7 protein-coding genes are annotated in these 20,185 nt (G+C 43.8%); 1 reads left to right on the top strand and 6 read right to left on the bottom strand.

Annotated elements, in window-relative coordinates; genetic code table 11:
• Position 1 precedes the first annotated feature (1 nt).
• From MMU05_RS17515 to cysQ, 5 genes are all read right to left on the bottom strand, one after another.
• A complete protein-coding gene (locus tag MMU05_RS17515) occupies positions 2–3,343 on the bottom strand; it encodes a sensor histidine kinase (RefSeq protein WP_241142975.1) in 3,342 nt (1,113 codons plus the stop codon).
• The gene (locus tag MMU05_RS17510; RefSeq protein ID WP_241142974.1) at positions 3,340–14,805 is read right to left on the bottom strand and encodes an ATP-binding protein; all 11,466 of its coding nucleotides are present in this window, start codon (positions 14,803–14,805) and stop codon (positions 3,340–3,342) included. The genes MMU05_RS17515 and MMU05_RS17510 overlap by 4 nt, the downstream gene beginning before the upstream one ends.
• Positions 14,806–14,918: 113 nt before the next feature.
• Positions 14,919–15,302: a response regulator gene (locus MMU05_RS17505; RefSeq protein WP_241142973.1), complete on the bottom strand. Its 384-nt coding sequence runs from the start codon at positions 15,300–15,302 to the stop codon at positions 14,919–14,921.
• A gap of 445 nt (positions 15,303–15,747) precedes the next feature.
• The gene (locus tag MMU05_RS17500; RefSeq protein WP_241142972.1) at positions 15,748–16,272 is read right to left on the bottom strand and encodes a nuclear transport factor 2 family protein; all 525 of its coding nucleotides are present in this window, start codon (positions 16,270–16,272) and stop codon (positions 15,748–15,750) included.
• Between the two features lie 282 nt (positions 16,273–16,554).
• Positions 16,555–17,328: a 3'(2'),5'-bisphosphate nucleotidase CysQ gene (cysQ, locus tag MMU05_RS17495; RefSeq protein ID WP_241142971.1), complete on the bottom strand. Its 774-nt coding sequence runs from the start codon at positions 17,326–17,328 to the stop codon at positions 16,555–16,557.
• A 165-nt stretch (positions 17,329–17,493) separates the two neighbouring features.
• On the opposite strand from cysQ, the gene MMU05_RS17490 reads away from it, so the two are divergent.
• Positions 17,494–18,597, top strand: a complete 1,104-nt coding sequence (locus MMU05_RS17490; protein ID WP_241142970.1) for a serine hydrolase domain-containing protein — start codon at positions 17,494–17,496, stop codon at positions 18,595–18,597.
• Positions 18,598–18,625: 28 nt separating this feature from the next.
• Here MMU05_RS17490 and MMU05_RS17485 read toward each other — a convergent pair whose 3' ends face one another.
• The gene (locus MMU05_RS17485; RefSeq protein ID WP_241142969.1) at positions 18,626–20,185 is read right to left on the bottom strand and encodes a GMC oxidoreductase; all 1,560 of its coding nucleotides are present in this window, start codon (positions 20,183–20,185) and stop codon (positions 18,626–18,628) included.

Genomic DNA, 20,185 nt, shown 5'->3' with positions numbered 1-20,185 from the left:
CTCATGAGTTATTGGGGATAGTAATGATGAAAATTGAACCATTGGCGTCTGAACTTATGGAAATACTGCCCCCATGGGCCTTCACGATATCATGCGTAATACTCAGCCCGAGTCCCGTGCCTTCGGTTCCTTTTTTGGTGGTGAAGAATGGTTGGAGGATTTTGTCTTTGATGTCGTCAGGGATGCCGGGGCCGTTGTCGGAGACTTCGATGGTAATTGTATCTCCCTGCTTTTTGGTGCGTACTCTTAGAGACGCAGCATGCAGCGTCTTTACGGACTTCATCGCATCAAAGGCATTGTTGCATAGGTTGATGATTACTCTGGAAAAGTCTTCTTTGACCAGGGATACTTCCTTTACCTCAGGATCCAAATCCAAGACTATCTCTACATCGATGGGATTTTTTCCTGCCCGCATCCCGTGAAAACTCAGGTTGACATATTCTTTGATCAGGGCATTGAGATCTGTTGGTTCTTTTTTGCCGGTTCCTTCCCTGGAATGCTGCAACATGGAGGTCACGATGCTATTGGCACGGGTACCGTGTTCATGGACTTTCTGAAGATTGGATTTGATATCCTCTAGGTTTTCCCGTATGAGCGTCTCGTCTCTCGCTTCTCTTTTCTCGAACTCTTCCAAAGTCTCTCCAATCATCTCAATCGACACTTCCGAGAAGTTGTTGACAAAATTCAACGGATTCTTGATCTCGTGGGCAATGCCGGCGGTAAGTTGACCGAGGGAGGCGAGCTTTTCCTGTTGGATCAGTTGGGCTTGGGTGGCTTTGAGATCTGAGTAGGCTTTTTCGATTTCACGGGCATGTTCCAGTTCTCTCGCTTGGGTGCGCTGCCTTTCTTTCTGAATGACACGATTTCTGAAGTACCTATCTGCGCCAAAAACACCGGCAAGGACCAGTACTCCATAAAACCCGAAGGCCCAAGAGGTACTCCACCAAGGCTTCCCTATCGAAATCTTCAAGGTAGCCCCTTCTTCATTCCAAACGCCATTGTTGTTGGCGGCTCTCACTTTGAATATGTACTCACCCGTAGGGAGGTTTGGATAAAAAGCATTCTGCAGCGACGTGATCTCCCGCCATTCTTCATCGTAGTTCTCGAGCTTATAGGCAAACCGATTTTTCGCCGGGTTGCTGAAGTGCAGTGCAGTAAACTCGATCGAAATGTTGTTTTGATCATGGGCCAACGCGATCGCCTCTGTTTCATATATCGGTTTGCTGAGGAGGGAGTTTTCTCCGACAACAAGCGATTTGTTGAACAATTTAAAATCGGTAAGGAATACTATGGGGGGTTTTGAGTCTTTCCTGACGGATTCGGGATCGAATACCGTGAAGCCATTAGAACCGCCGAACAGAAATTTTCCATCACTTGTCTTCAAGTAAGACCTATCGGCAAACTGTTGGCCCTGTAAGCCCTCATCGATTGAATAATTGTAAAACCTCTCGGTTTCGACATCGAAACGGCTCAATCCCTCAAATGTGCTGAGCCAAAGCGACCGGTTTTTCTGATCTGCGATAATCGCCTGAATGCTCATCGAAGGCAGCCCATCATCAATAGTATATGTCTTGATTTTCCCCTCTTTCACATCCAATCGACTCAACCCTCCCTGCCAGGTCCCGACCCAAACAGTACCAGTAGGGTCTTCATATAGCGCATTCACGTCTTGCGTGACGAATACGTCTCCCTTTGAGGGATCCCGCCCTATACGGTTGACCCGGTTGGAAGTGTAGTCATATAGAAACAGGCCATCATTTGTAATGATCCAAAGGCCGTACTTTTCGCTTTCGATGGCTTGCGTAGCGGATTTTATGCTGTTTTCATCACCGGGATCGATATCAATCTTTGCTTTCTGAAATTCAACATCAGCTCCATTTTTTCTATATATCCCCTGCATTGTGAATGCCCACTGATACCCTAGCCGATCATTTAGAAAATACTGGATAACAGTATTCGGCGGAATTCCGGGAAGGTTGATTCTTTTTACTTGATTGCTCGGGTAGCTAAACTGAAAAAAACCGTCATTGGTACTGAAAATGATTTCTCCGGGCAAATGCTCTATGAAGCCGAAGGCAGCATATGTTCCTGGCAGGATAGCGTCATAGGGCAGTGGTCTGATCTCATTTTTCTGTAAATCAACGATATTAAATCCCCCACCCGAAGTCGTGACCAATACTTTCCCATCTTTAAGTTCATGTATGTTATTGACCCAGCCGCCGGTCAAGGACAAGGGATCATCGCGCCTATTTGAAAACGACCTGAACATCGCCCTTTCTTCATACTTGAACAATCCGGTTGAATTTGTGCCGATCCACAAAGATCCAAAGGAATCCAGCGAAAGCGTATTGACTGCCGAATACTGGAAGTCCCGACTCTCTGTGTCATCCAAACCAATCATCTCCTTGGTTTTGGGGTCAAACTTGAAGATACCACGGTCTGTGCCCAACCAGATTGTCCCGCTCCTATCGATCACCAGATTGTTGAAAAAATAGTTACCCAAATCATTGGCAGCAGCCACTATTTCCAATCGATTGGTCTCAACATCGATCCGAAACAATCGTCCCACATTGGTAACGCCCCAGACATTTCCATAATCATCCCCACGCAATTGGGTATCAAATTCATTGCTTAAGAAAACGCTCCCCGGGTCCGGTTGCGGATTGAAATTGACCAGGGTGCCCACACTATCTAACTTGTATAACCCACTGAGACAGCTGACCCAGACTCCGCCTTCACTATCGGCGGCCATGCTTTTTACATTATCGATGTTTAATCCCTTTGACGCCGGAACATTTTTCAATTTTTCTTCTTTTTCATCAAAGTAGAGCACGGTAGAAGTGATGGTTTCCCCATAGTTGGATGTCAATCCAAAAAAAATCCTGCCTGACTTATCCTCCACCATGTCGACAATACCTACCTCAATATTCACTTCCGAATCAAATAAATCCCCAAAGGTAAAATTGCGAAATGATTGTGTAGATGGATGATAAAGGTTTAAGACCCCTGGCTGTGAACCCACCCAAATCCTGCCCTTGCTGTCTTCGAAAAGTGACCAGACCACCAATCCTTTGATGGATCCTGGATCATTGGGGTTTTGGTAAAAGCGTTTGAAACTGTATCCGTCATAGCGCGCCAGACCATTGATGGTTCCGATCCAGACATACCCAAATTGGTCAACAATAATCCTATTTACCTGGGTGCCGGGTAAACCATCTTTTTCTGTGTACCAATTCAGGTTATTGACGGAAAGTTGGGAATAGACTGCTTGGGTACACATAAACGCCAGCATGAATAGAGCGACTCTTATCTTATGCGAAAAACCTGCGATTGTTGACTTCATTTTTCGGTGGGATAAAAAGGTAACAATATTTGAAAATCAGTTCCCTCGCCGACTTTAGTCTCAACCCTCAACTCCCCCCCATGCGCCTTCACAATATCATGGGTGATACTCAGCCCAAGGCCCGTGCCTTCGGTTCCTTTTTTGGTAGTGAAGAAAGGCTGCAGGATTTTGTCCTTGATGTCGTCAGGGATGCCGGGTCCATTGTCGGAGACTTCGATGGTTATTTTATCTCCCTGCTTTTTGGTGCGTACTCTTAGAGACGCAGTATGCACCGTCTTTACAGACTTCATCGCATCAAAAGCATTGTTACACAGGTTGATGATTACTCTGGAAAAGTCTTCTTTGATCAGGGATACTTCCTTTATCTCAGGATCCAAGTCCAGGATTATATCGACATTGATCGGATTTTTTCCGGCACGCATTCCATGAAAACTCAGGTTGACATACTCTTGGATCAGGGCATTGAGGTCGGTTGCTTCTTTTTTACCCGTTCCTCCTCTTGAATGCTGCAGCATGGAAGTCACAATACCGTTGGCCCGTGAACCATGCTGATGGACTTTTTGAAGGTTTGATTTGATATCTTCCAGATTTTCACGGATCAATGTCTCGTCTCTCGCTTCTCGCTTTTCCATCTCTTCCAATGCTTCTTCAATCATTTCAATAGAAACCTCAGAGAAGTTGTTGACAAAATTCAGCGGATTCTTGATCTCGTGAGCGATGCCGGCGGTGAGTTGACCGAGGGAAGCAAGTTTTTCTTGCTGGACAAGTTGGGATTGGGTGGCTTTGAGTTCGCTCATCGCCGATTCTACTTCGGCTTTGGCCTTTTCCAGTTTCACAAAATCCTCATATCTCGCGTAGGCTATGGCAAATGACTTTGCCAATGCTTTTACCAGATCAATCTGCTCTTGGGACAGGCTTATGGTTGAGCCTACATACAGTAATCCTTGGGCAAAAGGTACAAAGTGCAAGTGGAGAGACTCCGGTGCAGCTTCAGCACCTTGATAAGTTTTGAGGTCTTTGACATATCCTTGTTCCTGCATGGATTTACCCCAATTGATGAAATCGGTTTGATTCCAATGTTGGACATAGACTTCTCCTTTTTTCCAGGCCTCTACCGATTTGGAGGTCATTTCATTGGCAGAAAAGGGAAGTGTCATCACCGCCAATGACTTTCCTTCGGGCGTGGACAGGTAAATTTCCACGTTACTCCTATTCTCATGCACAATAAATACCCCGCATCGGATAAAGGGAATGCCTAAGGTTGTCAGTTCATTGAATACCAGTGGGGTAATTCTGTCAAGGTCATCCGCATTGCGCATGGAAGAAATATCTGCCCGGACACGATCCAAAGAAGCCTGTCGCATGGCGGCCCGGGCACTGGATTGGGCCATCTGCAAATCCCTGAAACGGGTATAGGCAAATGAAAATACGGCCGTGGCCCTTTTTAATAGTTCCCAGCTTTCTGTGGAAATCTCTCCGGGAGCAGCAGCACCGATGTAGCCATTGGAAAATTTATACAAATGATAGGTGCGATCTGGAATTGTCTCTCCATAAAAATTGCTGGTCCCAAACAGGTCGGATTTTTCTTCACAATATCGGATCCATTCTATTCTTTCCTCACCCTGCATCAGGATGGAAGTTTGTTTTGCTTTGGAGCGGACAAATTCATTCATCTTTCGGCCCACCCAGGTATCCTGAAGGTCAAGGGTCATTTGGTCGGTAATTGCTTTATCAGGGTTATCCGGATTTTTTATGGTAAACCAACATTGGGTCAATCCGCTGCTTTCATCCTGAATGTAGATGGAACTTGTTTCCAATTCCTCCACGCCCAATGCTCCCATTTCTTCCCTGAGCAGTCGGGCCACTTCAATCAACTCACCGGGACTTTGCATGGCGAGAGAGCGGGAGCGGACTTTCTCCAAGGCATTTTCTATTTGTGCTTCCCTTGCTTGGGCTTCAGCCTTTTGCAGATCCAGAAAGCGGGTATAAGCTTGGTCAAAAACCTTGGCAAAACGCTCTGCGATTTCAAACTCCCCAACACTAAAAGGAGTGTTAAAATATCGATTTAACATGATCCCTGTAAACTTTCCAAAAGCAATCAACTGAGTCAAACAATCAGTCTTTTCCAACAAAAAATTTTTTCGTGCTTCCGGTACTTTCCGAAAATCTGGTGTCTCGAATAACTCTTCCCAAAACCTGTTTTTTTCTTCGAAAGGAAGATGTTGCAGAAAAACCTTTTGCTCTTTTCTGAATTTCTCGCCTTCTATAGGATAAAACCTTTCGGTCATAGGTAGAGAAAATTTCGTAGCATAATTCATTTCATTGGCCGTCCAAAACTCCACTTTCTCGCTTTCATCATGATAGACAACGATGTTGGTGGAGTCGGTTTGTATTTGGAGGTCCCGCAGCCGCTCAAAGACAGAGAATACTACATCTTTTAATTCATCGCTTTTGTGCATGGCAAGCGATCGCGACCGAACTTTCTCAAGTGCTACTTCTATTTCAGACTCCCTTGCCTGGGCTTCTGCTTTTTTCAGATCAAGGAAGCGAGTGTAGGTTTGGTCAAAAACATTGGTGAATCGTTTGAAAATGGCATGTGATTCGGGCACCTTTTCATAGGTGATAAACAGAATAAATCCACCGTTGAATTTGCAGAGGTGGTTGATCTGATAAGTGGGAAGTGAAAGCCCTAGCCTGTCAATTTCGTCAAAAGTGGGCTTCAGGTCCGGGAAGGATTTCATGTGGGCATAGTGCTCTTCGAGCGCTTTATCGCCAAGTTCCTGAACCAACATTGTATGATCACTCAGGACGAATTCACCCATTTCATCGAATGAATTTTCACCCCAAAGGCGAAGCTGAAATGGCGTTTGAATGGTTCCTTCGCTACTCATCCAGCAGGTAGCCGTTTTCTTATCCTCTGCAAGAATATTGTATCCACAGCTCCATGCATGGATTCCGAGTGCTCTCACTTCTGTAAAAAGGAGATTTGCTACCTCAGGGAGTTCCTCACTGCTTTGCATTCCCATGGTGCGGGATCTGACTTTTTCTAGAGAAGTTTCGATTTTTGCTTCTCTTGCCTGTGCTTCTGCTCTTTGGAGATCTAGAAAGCGGGTGTAGGTTTGTTCGAAAACTTTACCGAGTCGCTTAAAAATATCATGGGCTTCCGGCACCGGTTCATAGGTAATGAACATCACGCTTACTTTGGCACCAAACACAAAATGTTCATACTGTTGAGACGGGAGAAGACCATCCTTCACCATTATGTCATACTCTTTCTCATCAATCCCGCTAAGCGCCAAGTACAATTGTTTGATCTTTTCTCCCTCCACATACAGGACATCAAATTCTACCCCGCTTTTCCTGATATTACTGAGATCCTTTAATGCCTCAGCCTTTTCTGTGTGCACGGTATAAGGCTCATAAAATTCTCCATTAAGACTTAAATAGTCCACGTAGGAGTTATTGTCTTCGCTCCATACATTAAAGCCTGTGGTCCATGTTTTTATACCCAAAGCACTTACCTGATTGAATAACAGACCTGCAACATCTGTCAATTCATCGCTGCGTTGCATCGCCATGGTTCGTGATCGGACTTTCTCCAATGCATTTTCGATCTGTGCTTCCCGAGCTTGGGCCTCTGCTTTTTGAAGATCAAGGAAGCGGATATAGGTTTGTTCGAAAACTTTGGCGAAGCGAATAAAAATATCATGTGCTTCCGGGCAAGGCTCGTATGTAATGAACAGAAGGTTGCCGTGAGAGAAATTTGCGAGGTGGTTTATTTGAAAAGTAGGGTGGTGCTCACCAGCCTGAGCTCTTTTTTCAAAGGCTTTTTTGATTTCCGGAAGCGACAGAAAATACCGGTAGTGTGCTTCCAGGGTTTCTCCCTCCAATACATCTACAAAAAGCTTGTCGCCCCTGTCCCTTGATTCCTGAAAATGAATAAATGTGGCCTCTTCGGTTAGCGGAATTTTAAACCCATCCAAAATAGCGCCATCGGGACTACCCATGTAGGAAGTGAAAACGGTATCACCCTGCTCCCATATATTAAACCCACAACTCCATGGTGGCACACCTAAGTTTTGTATCTGCTGAAACAATAGCGCAGACGTTTCTCCCAATTCACTGCTGTGTTGCATTGCCATGGTTCTTGCGCGCACTCTCTCCATGGCTAGTTGAATTTGCGATTCCCTCGCTTGGGCTTCGGCTTTTTGGAGATCGAGGAAGCGCTGGTACACGTTGCCAAACTCATGGGTGATCCGCCGGGTGATCTCCTTTTCCTCCTCCGTTGGCGGTCTGCTTGTGCTGTAGCCTAAGTAACCATATTTAAAGGATCCTTCAACAAGATATTGACCATTTGGGTAGTCTTCTGGAGTAGGGCGATCATCCTCGGGTAGTTTTTCCAATATTTCTTTGAACATTTCGACTATTTGAGGTAACATTTCAACGGGGAAAAAAAGTACATCTACTGCATTGGGCTGCCCTGCTTTAAATTCCTCAACCTTTTGCTTCCATACAGGTGAAGCATCCAAATCTACTTCCTGAGTGGCAATTAAGGTTGCCCCATTTTTTCCGGTCAGGCGGAATATGCTACGATTGTTTTCAAAATCCAAAAAGGATAGTTGACTGTTTACCGGACGCAGATTGAGTACATGAAATTGCTCAAACACTACTGTCAGGAAATCACTTAGTTCATCACTGTGCTGCATGGCCATGGCCTTTGCTCTGATCCGCTCGAGGGACAATTGGATTTGAGCTTCACGGACTTGAGCTTCGGCTTTTTGGAGATCGAGGAAGCGCTGGTACACGTTTCCGAACTCATTTGCAATACGTCTAGTAATCTCCTTTTCCTCTTCCGATGGCGGTCCGCTTGCGGCATAGCCTAAGTAACCATATTTACAATATCCATCAATGATGTATTCACCATTCGGGTAGTCTACTGGAAGTGGTCGTTCGTCTTCCGGTAGTTTTTCCAGTATTTCTTTGAAAATTTCTGCTATCTCGGGGAGGTTTTCGTAAGGAATATAGAGTACATCCACATCGTTGGGATGGCCGGATTTCCAGTTTTCTACCTTTTGCTTCCATACAGGTGAAGCATCGAGGTCTATTTCCTGTGAGGCAATCAACGTTGCTCCTTTTTTACCTGTCATCCGGAAAGTGCTTCGGTTATTTTCAATATCAAAAAGAGAGAGAATGCAGTTTACGGGACGTAGGTTGAGCACCTCAAATTGTTCAAATAAAACGGTAAGGAAATCACTGAGTTCATCGCTATGTTGCATGGCCATAGCCTTTGCCCTGATCCGCTCGAGGGACAATTGAATTTGCGCTTCCCGAGCCTGTGCTTCGGCTTTTTGGAGGTCGAGGAAGCGGGTGTAAGATTGTTCAAAAACATTGGCGAAGCGTTTGAAAACATCATGTGATTCAGGGGCAGGTTCGTAGGTAATGAAAAGGACATACCCATATTTGAAAAATGCCACATGGTCAATCTGCGAGGTTGGAAATGGGATTCCGGCAGCCTTCATCTGAAGCAACTGTTCTCCTACCCCGGGCAGGCTGCACAGATATTCATAATGCGCAGGACACTCTTCTTCCCCAATTTCATTAACCAATAATGTCTCTCCTCTTTGCCCAGCTTCAAAATACCGCAGAAATACACCTTCCCGTGGAGTTCTGTATTGAGGAAATGTACCCTGACCATTGCTTCCCCATTCTATAGATCCCCTAGGGTCATCATCGTAGATGTTAAATGCACAAAACCAGCTTTCCATGCCCAAAGTCTGCACCTGCTTCACCAACTCAAGTGATAAATCCGCCAATTCCTCACTTCGGTGCATGGCGAGGCTTCGGGCCCGCACCCTTTCCAATGCCAATTGGATCTCTGCTTCCCTTGCCTGTTTTTCTGCCTTTTGGAGGTCAAGGTATCTTCTGTAGGTCTGGCCAAAAACACCAACAAAGCGCAAAAAAACGGCAATAGAATTAGCAGAAAATTCATTTTTTGAAAACACATAAAGGCACCCTTCATTAAAATAAAAATCTGTATGTACGATTTTTAATTGGTCTGAAAAATAGTCTCTTTTGATTTTGTAATCTGATTGATTCCTGATCGCATCGTAGTAGCTGAGGATATCCTCCCCTTCCAGAATGTATTGATTGATTTCCTTTTTTTCTGTCCAACCCCCATAAGCACTCACCATCATCGGGTGAAGTTTCATGTTGATATGACCAATTGTCAATTCAGCTTTCCCGTCCGGAGTTTTGGCAGCCGTCCACGCTTCCATTATTTCATTTGGTTGCATGATGCCGATGCCACAACGGTCATTCACATCCAGTAAACCCAAAGTGGATAGCTCTTCAAACAAAGTTGCTACACTTTCCCCAACTTCCAGACTGTTGTGCATCGCCATGGTTTTGCTTCTAACCCTTTCCAAAGCCGCTTCTATCTGAGATTCCAGCGCTTGTGCTTCTGCTTTTTGGAGATCGAGAAAGCGGGTGTAAACTTGTTCAAAGGTTTTACCAAATCGTTTGAGCACTTCATTTTCTTCCTCTGTATAAGGAGTGTTTGAGTAGTTTTGGATGGCCAGCGAAACATTTTCCATGAAGACTACAGCCCGGTACATACCCGGACTATCAAAAATTAATTTTTGTCTTTCTGCAGGAATATTTTTGATATGCTGGAAGAAGTGACGGAAAAATTGATTTTTGTCCTCGTAGGATAACTGCTGTGTAATAAATGATAGCCCTCTTTTCTTTGCTTCCTTAATTGAATTAAATAAAGGACTGTCGACGTAGGGAATATTCAGCAATATGGAGTAGGGCTGACCGGGTGCTGCTGTCCAAAGGTTGAGGTCATCGTTCTCCTTATAATTAGGGTCAAATTGCGCTGAGTCAATTTTGAAATTTAATAAGCGAAATTGCTCAAACAATAACTGAATAACTTCCTTGAGTTCTTCACTCTTGTGCATGGCCATCGATCTTGATCTAACTCTTTCCAGTGCTGCTTCTATTTGTGCCTCCCGTGCCTGGGCTTCTGCTTTTTGGAGATCGAGAAAACGGACATAAGCTTGCTCGAATACAATTCCAAACCTTTTTAAGATGGCATTTTGATCATGGCTGTAAGGAGCAAGTGCATAATTTCCAACCGTGAGAATGGTATGCTTCATCAGCGATTGGGAACGTGCAAACCCGGATGTGCTCAATAAGAATTTTTTATTCTCTTCAGGTAGATTACCCAATTCAGAATGATCAAACATATGCTGTAAGAACTCCTGATTTTCTTCGCGGGAAAGTATATCCACATTAAAGTCTTTCCCCGCTCTTCTCGCTAGGAAAGGATTATTAAAGGCCGGATTATTTATGTAGGGAACTTTCATCAAAATCGGCCTCGTTAATGAAGGAGAAGCCAACCAAAAATTGAGGCCCATTTGGGAGGTATCAAATCCAAAACTTACATTTTCAAATCTGAATTGTAGCAATTGTAGCTGCTCGGAAACTACTAAAATGACATTTTCCAGGTCTTCACTGTTATGCATTGCCAACGATCGCGAACGAACCCTCTCCAATGCCGCTTCAATCTGCGCTTCCCTTGCCTGTGCTTCGGCTTGTTTCAAATCACTGAAACGGGTGTAGGTCAGATCAAATACTCCGGCGAACTTTTCCAGAAGCTGTAGATGTTCGTCCGGCAAAGGTTCGGGAGTCGTCAAGACCAGCATTCCTTTTGAAAAGAAGCCTACCGTCTGAACGCGACGGTTATGTAAAAATGCAGGATCAAAAGGTATCCCGATTTCCTCCTTCAAGTATTTCAACCAATTCGATAAATCCTCACCTGTTTGGTCTATAACCATCAGTTTTTGATTGTTTTTCCAGCCCTGATACATCTTGGAAAGTGTGGTAGGCTCATCGATTCTCCCTGTAAACCGGGTATTGATCTGATTGCCACCCTGCTCGGTGATCCAGAAATCAATTGTTTTACTCTCTTCTTTGACCACCCCAATATTGATTCGCTCATGAACCAATCCTAGAATCTGAAGTTGCTGGAAAAGCACAAAGGCTGATTCAGCTAACTCATCACTATGCTGCATGGCCATTGTTCTTGCCCGTACTCTTTCTAAGGCTAATTGTATTTGGCTTTCCCTTGCCTGTGCTTCGGCTTTTTGGAGATCAAGAAAGCGCAGGTAGGTCATTTCAAAAACTGCTGTAAACCTTGCCAACAGTGATTCCTCTTCAGCGCTCAGGGGCTCTCCACAATTGATATTGAGATAACCATGAGAAAAATTGCCGCAGTAAAAATGAACCGGATCGGGGACAGCCGATGAGGAGGTAATCTCTGCTGCCTCCTGATTATTCATATAAGGAATTACAAATTCATTTGCTCTTTTCAATAGTTTGCCACCTACTGGCTGATGACAAACAGGAACGCGCTGTTTCCATGCCTCATACCTGGCATCGATAACAGGCTCGCCTGTAAGTGGCAGGTAATAGGGTTCCTTTAGAAAACTTCCATCCGGCCTTGTGGACCAAGCGCGCTGGATGTTGTTCAGCTCATCGACTTCTACGTATCCGCATTCAAAAAAATCCTGCGTTGCACCTAGTGTTTTTAGTTCCTGATATAATACAACTGCCACTTCAGCCAACTCTTGACTTTTATGCATAGCCATTGTTCTGGCTCTCACCCGCTCCAGGGCTAACTGAATTTGCGATTCTCTGGCCTGTGCTTCGGCTTTTTGGAGATCGAGGAAGCGGGTGTAGGTCTGTTGGAATACTTTTCCAAATCGCATCAGAATGGCATTCTCTTCGGCTGTATAGGGAGTCATTGAATAATGCTCGATATATAACCCCACATTGTCCAGCAATACAGTGGAGATGGCAAGTGCCGGTTTGCTAAAAATGGCTTGCTGTGCTTCTTCAGTCAATTCCGGAATCAATTCGAATAGATCCCGGTAGAATTTGTTTTTTACTTCAAAGGGAAGCAGGTTGGCAAAGAAAGATTCTTGCCTGGCTTTTGCCTGTAGGTAATTGTTCCAATGGGGCGAATCAAAATAGGGAATGGTGATCTCAGTTGGCACTCCTTGTTGGTGATCTGCCAGCCAGATATGCATATCCTCCCGCTCCTTATAGTCCAGGATAAATCCTGCATGGTCGACATGGATATTCAAACCCACAAATTGATCGAACACCACCTGAATAACTTCTTTGAGTTCTTCGGTATGGTTCATGGCCATGGTTCTTGCCCTTACCCGTTCCAGTGCCAATTCGATTTCTGCCTCGCGGGCTTGGGCTTCAGCTCTAACCAAATCAAGATACCGTCGGTAAGTTTGTTCAAACAGTGCACTGAACCGCTTGGTAATTTGAATTAATTCGGGTTGGAATTCACGGGTACTGAAGGCATAAAAAAATCCATGCTCGAAAATGAAACAGTGTTGAATTTCTTTTTTGGGTAATTTTTCTATCGGTATCTGTATTTTATAGTCAGGCGCTTTATTGAGCATTTGGTAATAATCCAACAAATCCTCCTCTTCCAACACATACTTGTGGAAGGGAATCTGCTCTTTCCAAGCCTTGCGGGCACTTTTCAGCAAAGGGTGTGAGGCCATATCGATATTGCCGATATGCATATTGACTTCCTCCCCATTTTTGCGGGCCGTCCAAAGCTGGTTGTTTTCATTGTCATGGTTCAGGATGCCGATACCAAATCGGGTTCCTTCATCCACTCCGAGGGCTGTAAGTTCAGAGAACATCTTGACAACACTCTTTCCCACGTCCTCACTGCTATGCATGGCCATGGTCTGAGCCCTGACCCTCTCCAGCGCCGCCTCAATCTGTGCTTCCCTTGCCTGTGCTTCGGCTTTTTGAAGGTCCAGGAAGCGCTGATACGCTTGGTTAAACGCCCCGGCGATTTTCAATACGATGGTTTTGGTGTCCTCCGAAGGAGGGTTTACCAGATCAATACCTAGCAGTCCATCCGTAATTCTGGCGCAAGCAGTCCATTGATGGGTTAGTATCCCCTTTGCCAAAGCTTCTTTGATGACGGTGGCAACTTCAGGATTTATTTCTTCTATCTCGAAAACAGCCTTCTCCAGTTTTTCAAGGGGGTAATCAGCAACGAAGTAATTCAGGTCAGTTTGCTCGAAGATTTTAAAAGGGTATCCCATCATTTCATACTTTTTGAAGTCGAATTGAAGGGTATAACTGTTCTGGTTACCTATATTTCCTGGACTTGAAAAATCATATGCTTTCACCCATCCATCCTGATCTACCAGGTAAAAGGTGACACCCGAGAGTCCTCGAATCTGAAGCCAGTTAAGTTGGGTCAGTATTTCTTTATTTACTTTATCCAGTTCGTCGGGATGGTGCATCGCCATAGATTGGGCACGAACCCGTTCCACCGCCACTTCAATCTGGGCTTCCCTTGTCTGTGCTTCAGCTTTTTGGATATCTTGAAATCGCTGATAAGCCAGTAAAAAAACCTGGTGAAATCGCTTGAACAATTCCAAAACCCCTGCTTCCATTTCCTTGTAAAGTGACAATCCAAGCCCCCCTTCCCCAATGGACAAAAAGCAATAACTTACTTCTGAGGCAGCATCCAAAAGTGGATCCGGGAAATGGTTTTCTTCCTTTCGGTGCAGTCCAAACTCCTCTAACTCTTTTCCTGAAAGGCTTCCTGTAAAGTGACCATCTCGGGAAGCAAGCATTTGCCTGACCATTTCATGTTCTACCGGGCTTTTTTGGTATTCGGTATCTTCAATGGTGGTTTGCCCATAAGCCGGAAAATATTGGTAGCAGAGGTATTGACCAATTTTCTCATCGATGATGGCTGTCTGCACATTCCGGATTTTTGTCACCCCAAATTCCTCCAATTGCTCCGCTATCACACGGCAGACATCGAGCATAGCATTCGAGTTTTTCATACCCATGGCCACCGCCCGCACTTTTTCCAAGGCCGCTTCGATGGCCAATTCCCGGTTTTTGTTTTCCAACTCGGCAGTTCGACGGCGGACCGCATCTCGGAGTTCTAAGTTTTCTTTGCTGATTTTGTCAAAAGCAATGGTCTCCCCTTCCTGTACCCGCATGTCGGGAAGTGAACCGTGTTGCTGTATTACTTTCCAACCTGATTCGGTTTCATGAAGGAGGGTCGACAGTCTTAATCTGGAGTAAAAAGTCCATTCCGGTTCTCCTAAAATATAGAAATCGCAGGTTTCATTGACCAGAAACATGCCATTTACCTCTTTGGTAGCAATGTCCCTGTTTCTCATATCTGTCCGCCCGACGATTTCATGCATCTGGGCTTTAAAAAATTCTATTCCATCATCTTTGTTATGGCAGACTTCAGATTCGGAAGTTCCGATCATCTCAAATCCTTCATCTAAAGTGGAAGCAAAAGCCTCCAAATCCCCATTGCTATAACTGTCCCAATATCGGTGATATACTAGCAGGGCATCAGATTCCCGGTCTTTATTGCGTTTCTTCATATTGGGTTTTTTGGGTAATTCAAAGCCTCGACAACGGTCAATTATTTACCATTTGTCGATTGGTATGCTGACTTTCAATAAAAAGATGGGAAACTTTCTTTTCGAGTCCTCTATTATTTAGGTCCTGATAATATATCCATCAATTCTGCTTTAAGTGAATCAAAATCTACGGGTTTGGTAAAAAATTCCTTAGCACCTGAATTCATGGCGCGGTCATGGTTTTCGCTGTCACCATAGGCGGATATCATGCTGACTTGGATTTGTGGAAATTCCTTTTTGACACAATCCAAAAGCTCCAACCCTGTCATGCCGGGCATATTGATATCCGAGAAAATATACATTACCTCCGGAGGCTGATGGCTTCTCAAAACTTCCAGCGCCTGCTTTCCCGAAAAGGCGAATTCAAGCTCAAACAATCCCTCACGGACCTCTTTGCGGAGTTTTTGGCGGAACAAAATCTCCACATCTTTTTCATCATCTACAATTAAAAATTTCATTGGCATAACTGGTTTGATTAAATTTTACTTTCGTTTTTACTCCAAATTTTTATTTTTTTAATTCCCTTCTGAATATCACTATTCTAGGTAAAAATTCCTAATAGCCAAGTACTTTCACAACACCCTTTTCACTACTAAATTATTGGTAGATTTAGGAAATATTCAATTGCTAAATACCGCTATTACGATTTTTTCCACCTGGAAAAAGGCTGATTTCCAGCCACTCAAATAGGGAATATCTCAAATTAAAAAATTTAGGTGAAATCAAATCAAAATCAGGACGAACAGCAGGTTTTATTGTCCCAATGCATCCAAAAATTTCCCCAAGTAAAAACCAACCCATTGACTCACTTTATTGCATTTGGGATGATGGGTCAAAAAAATGGCATTTGGAATATGAGTTCCAAATGCCTTTAAGTTCAATAAAAAATGAATCGGGTTAAAATTATTTGGAAGGAGGCTTTACCTCAAAACCCTGAGATTCCATAATATTCCACATGTCATACCAATAGCGCAAGGATACAATCTTTCCATTCTCTATCCTTCCGGCAGTATGGTAAGGAACCCGAATGGTTTTTCCTGTTTTTTTGTCTTGGATTGTATTGACTCCCCATGACAAAACCCATTCACCTTCGTTCCAATTGTTGGTGACTTTGACAGGCAGATAAAGTTCGCTTGAAAGCGTGTGTTTGTATTGGTTTGTGCTATTGGTGTAATACTCCCTGTGCTGAATTACTGTAAGAGAGTCTAAGCCACCTCCCAAGCCATGTATCATCGCACCAGGTGCCAATTGGGAATTCATGGCTGCTACATCCCCGGCTTGAAGTGCTTTGGTATATTTCTGTACCACGTCTAAGGCTTTTGCTGCATTGGGAAATTCTAGGGTTGTAACTGGTCCTTGTGCGTTTGATATCAGCGGCATCAGCATCATTAACAATACCATAGCCATACTTGCTTTTAAAATTTTCATAAAAAGATTGGTTAGATTGGTTATTTGGAATCACCTTTAATCCCATTCCCTAATTAACTCATAATTAGACGATACTAAAAACAAAGTAGGACAAACGAACCGTTTTACTGTCCCAACGTACGGAAATAGTTTTCAGAGCTTATCTGAAGTAGCCATCCGCTTTTTTGCCAGTAATGAATTATCATAGGTCAAATGTGCCTGAGGACCGATACAAAGGGAATTGGAAGGATTCACCAAATCAAAAAATGGAATTAAGGCAAATCAAAAAAACACTGACAATCTTCAGCTTCCAAAACCCTGAACCAGGAAATCCGGGTTCAGCAAATTAGGCTTGTTGTAGGTTAGGGAAGCCTGTCCTTTCATTGCCAAAACCTTACCTCCCATCGCCATGACCACTGCGTGCGCTGCGGCTGTGTCCCACTCCATGGTAGGTCCAAACCTTGGATAAAGTTGCGCCTTATTTTCTGCCACGAGCATAAACTTGATCGAAGAACCTATGCTGATTACTTCCGCCTGTGGGTATTTTGCGATAAAGTCGGCCGTTTCCGGATTCATATGTGACCTGCTGGCTACGATGGTTTTGACGGTAGCATCGGTCACTTCATTCAATTTTTGAGATTCTTCTAGTCCAACCTGCTTCCAAGCTCCGATTTCGCTGTTTCCCCAATACAGCCAATCCAATACAGGAGCGTAAACCACACCAATAACAGGTGTCCCCTGATGGATCAAAGCGATATTGACGGTAAATTCTCCGTTCCTTTTGACAAATTCTTTGGTACCGTCCAAGGGGTCCACCAACCAAAAATATTCCCAATCTTTTCTGATTTCAAAAGGCACTGAACTTCCCTCTTCAGACAATATAGGCAAACCAGTTTGGGCCAAATGGATAACGATCTCATCGTGGGCAGCCTGATCCGCCAAAGTCAGGGGAGATTGGTCCCCCTTTAAAGTCAATCCTATTTCTTCTGATTGGTAAATTCCCAAAATCTTCTCCCCTGCTTTCTTTGAGGCAGTTTTTGCCAATTCGGTCAATACTGAAAGGGAGATTTTTTGCATGGTCTTGCGTGAATATTTTTCTTGTATTTTTAAAGTAACAACAAAAAATGGCTTTCCTATCAAAAAAATTACTCTTCACCGAGACTTAGTTTGATTTAAATGTTTTATGCTTATTTTGATTGCTTCAAACTTCTTTCAATTTGTCCAATTCAAAGACTTTAAACGATGAACTTTAGATCTATCAAGCTTTTTCTCCTGTTGGTTTTTTGTTGGAATGCCACCTTTATTTCACAATCTGCCTTCGCACAGGTTTCCGCTGTAGACAGCGCCTTCGAAGTCGCCGAATCAAAAGGTTTTTCAGGAGTCTTGTTGTTGGCGGTAGATGGGAAAGTGGTATTTGAAAAAGCATCCGGGTTTCGGTATTTCGAGCAAAAAATCACTCTGTTACCAACAGATGTATTCGAATTGGCCTCTGTTTCCAAGCAATTCACCGCCATGATGGTGATGATGTGTGCTGAAAAAGGGCTTTTGGATTATTTCGATTATGCTGATAAGTACCTCGATATCCCTTACAAAGGAATCACTATCAAGGAACTGCTCTCCCATACCAATGGCCTGCCGGATTATCAGGCTGTCATGGACAAGCATTGGGATAAAAGTAAAGTAGCCGATAATGAAGATATATTGGAATACCTGCGCAAATACCACCCTCCAATGCTCTCCATGCCAAGTGAAAAATATGAATACAGCAATACGGCATACGTTTTCCTTGCAAGCATAGTGGAAAAAGTGACAGGCAGGGATTTTATCGAACTTTCAAGAGAATGGATTTTCGAGCCTTTGGGAATGAAAAACACAGATATCAGAAAATTGGAAGAAAAAGCCGGCGTCAGCAACTTTGCCGCAGGCCATCTGAAAGATAAAAAAGGGGATTATGTCAATGCCAACAAATTTCATGATTCAGATTACACCGTTTGGCTGGGCAACAGAAAAGGTCCGGGAAGGATCAGCAGCACTGCGCAGGATCTGTTGCTTTGGGATCAGGCATTATACAACGGCACTTTGGTCAGTGACAAAACCTTGAAATCAGCATTCTCTCCACAGGCATTGAATGATTGTACCTTGAGTCAATACGGCTATGGATGGGACCTGAGTCAGGATGAGTATTTTGGAAAGATCGTTTCGCATACAGGCGACAATCCGGGATACAAAACCCTGATCATGAGGTTTATTGACCAAAACAAAACCCTGATTCTGTTGAACAACAATTACCATAATTCCAATGATCAGTTGGTTGAAGGTGCTGTGGAGGCGTTGAGGGAGTGGTAATTCTTGAAGTTGTATCAATACTTTTTTGTTAACTACCCAGCTTATTTTTTACATAATCAGAAAGTCGTAACGAAAGTGCAACTAAAGTAAGTGTTGGGTTGGGTGCGCCTGAGGTGACATAACAACCGGAACCTGCGACATACAAATTTGCTAAACCATGGACTTGGCAATTTGCGTCGACTACTCCTTTTTTGGGATCATTGCTCATCCGGGTGGTGCCCATATGGTGCCATCCCCCGTTAGTGCCTTCTGGCCAGGTATAATTGTCTTTTTCATCCTGCAAATATTCCTTAAGTTTTACACGACCGATCCCCGCCCTACCGATCTGTTGACCGATGATTTGATTTACCTTGCGGATACTTCTTTTATCAAGTTCGGTCAATGCCCAATGAAGATCGGCCCGAGGCATTCCCAATTCATCCAATTCGGTACCGAGGGTAACCCTTGAGTCGGGATTGGGGGCCTGCTCGATCCGGGTTTGGAATTCAAATGCTCTTGAAATGGCACCTTTGTTTTCATTTTCCGCCAACTTTGCAGCCTCATCCCAATTCTTAAACATGTTATCAACTGATTTCCTTGGGTCTTCGTCTTGCCATGTTTCAATTCTCGGTTTGGTATGTCGGGCAGTGCTCAATGGGCTTAATCCTGCCGTACCATTCAATATTTTATTTTCTATCTGGACTTTTTCTGCGATTGCCAGCTCACACCATAATTTTGGATTTTCAAAAAAGAAAGTAAACAGGTCAGTGGGGAAAGGATCAAACAACCATAATTCCGCTGTCTGGATTTCCAAATGCTCCATAAAATAACGGCCCACCAAGTCATTTTCATTCCCTAGTCCTTTTGGAACCTGCTTGTTTGATGCGAGCAATAACCTTGCATTTTGAATCGCTCCTGAGGCAAGAATAAAATGCTTTGCCTTGACAGTCTGCGTTTTTCCTGACAGATTTTTTACTACTACATGGTCAATACTTGTGACATTTTCATTTGCCTTGATATCAACCACTGTAGCATAGGTATAGAGATGAATATTTTTGGCTTTGATGATATCCTCTTTATAAAATTTACCGAGTCCTCCATTAAATCCCCATGCCGGGCTGATTTGCCACATTTTATGCCAGACAATATTTTCATCAAGGGGGAAAGGATTCAGATTTGGCACTTCTTTTTGCCAATAATCAAGGTTGTAATTATAAGGTCCCAACTTCAATTTTTCATTGGCTCTGGCATAAAAAGGATCAAGGTCCTTTCTTGAAATAGGCCATCCGCTATTAGGAACCCAATCTCTTTCTAAAAAATCAATATTATCGAATGGTGAACACATCCCTGCCCAATGTCCTGTCGTGCCGCCAAATAATGACAGACGGCTGGATTTCAGAGGAAAGTATTTTTGACCTGTCGTTTTGCCTTTGTATAAATCCTGGACTTTGTCATCATATTCAAATCCACCACTTTCAAGCAGGATCACTTTGTAGGGAGTATTTATCCAATCAAGGGCCATACTAATCCCTGCCGCACCTGCGCCAATGATACATACATCGCCTTCTATGGTACTGTTGTCAGGAAGATTTCTTGAATCTATATGCAT

Source organism: Cognataquiflexum rubidum, from assembly GCF_022538115.1.
Lineage (GTDB): Bacteria > Bacteroidota > Bacteroidia > Cytophagales > Cyclobacteriaceae > Cognataquiflexum > Cognataquiflexum rubidum.
This window is presented reverse-complemented; position numbering and strand designations above follow the sequence as displayed.